The sequence below is a fragment of the Dellaglioa sp. CoH-57-MRSF-22 genome (assembly GCF_056781895.1).
On record NZ_JBXAXT010000095.1, the window covers coordinates 1 to 426 of the forward strand.

Genomic DNA, 426 nt, shown 5'->3' on the forward strand with positions numbered 1-426 from the left:
GGAGAGCGAGCGTTTCACTTTCTTGAACACGCGATCAACGTCCTGTGCCGTGCCATCAGCAATCGAGGCCTCAGCCTTAACGTCTTGCGCTGCCGGAGCTTCTTGTTCCGTCAGCGACACAACGCGCAGCTCGAAACTGCCCTTCTTGCCGTTGCGCAGAACCAGCAGGATGTTGTCGATGGTTGGCTGCGGGAGAACGGACACGATGTTGAGGCCACCGAGTTTTTCGCCCCGCGAATAGCCTGCATCAAATGCACCGTTGATGGCGTTGACGGTCTCACGCAGTTCCGCATGCGAAACTTCAGGCGCAAGCTTGATTAGGGTCTTTGCGATGTTCTCGTCACCGACAAGCGTGAGCAGGACATTTGCCGTGTAGTTCACGACTTGGGCCGTGAACTGGCCTTCCTTGTCGCGCGTCACCTCCAG

1 protein-coding gene is annotated in these 426 nt (G+C 57.3%); it reads right to left on the bottom strand.

Going from position 1 to position 426, the window contains the following annotated elements; translation table 11 throughout:
* The coding region (locus AC1RPR_RS08340; protein WP_481763490.1) for a hypothetical protein at positions 1–426 on the bottom strand (426 nt) is incomplete at both ends.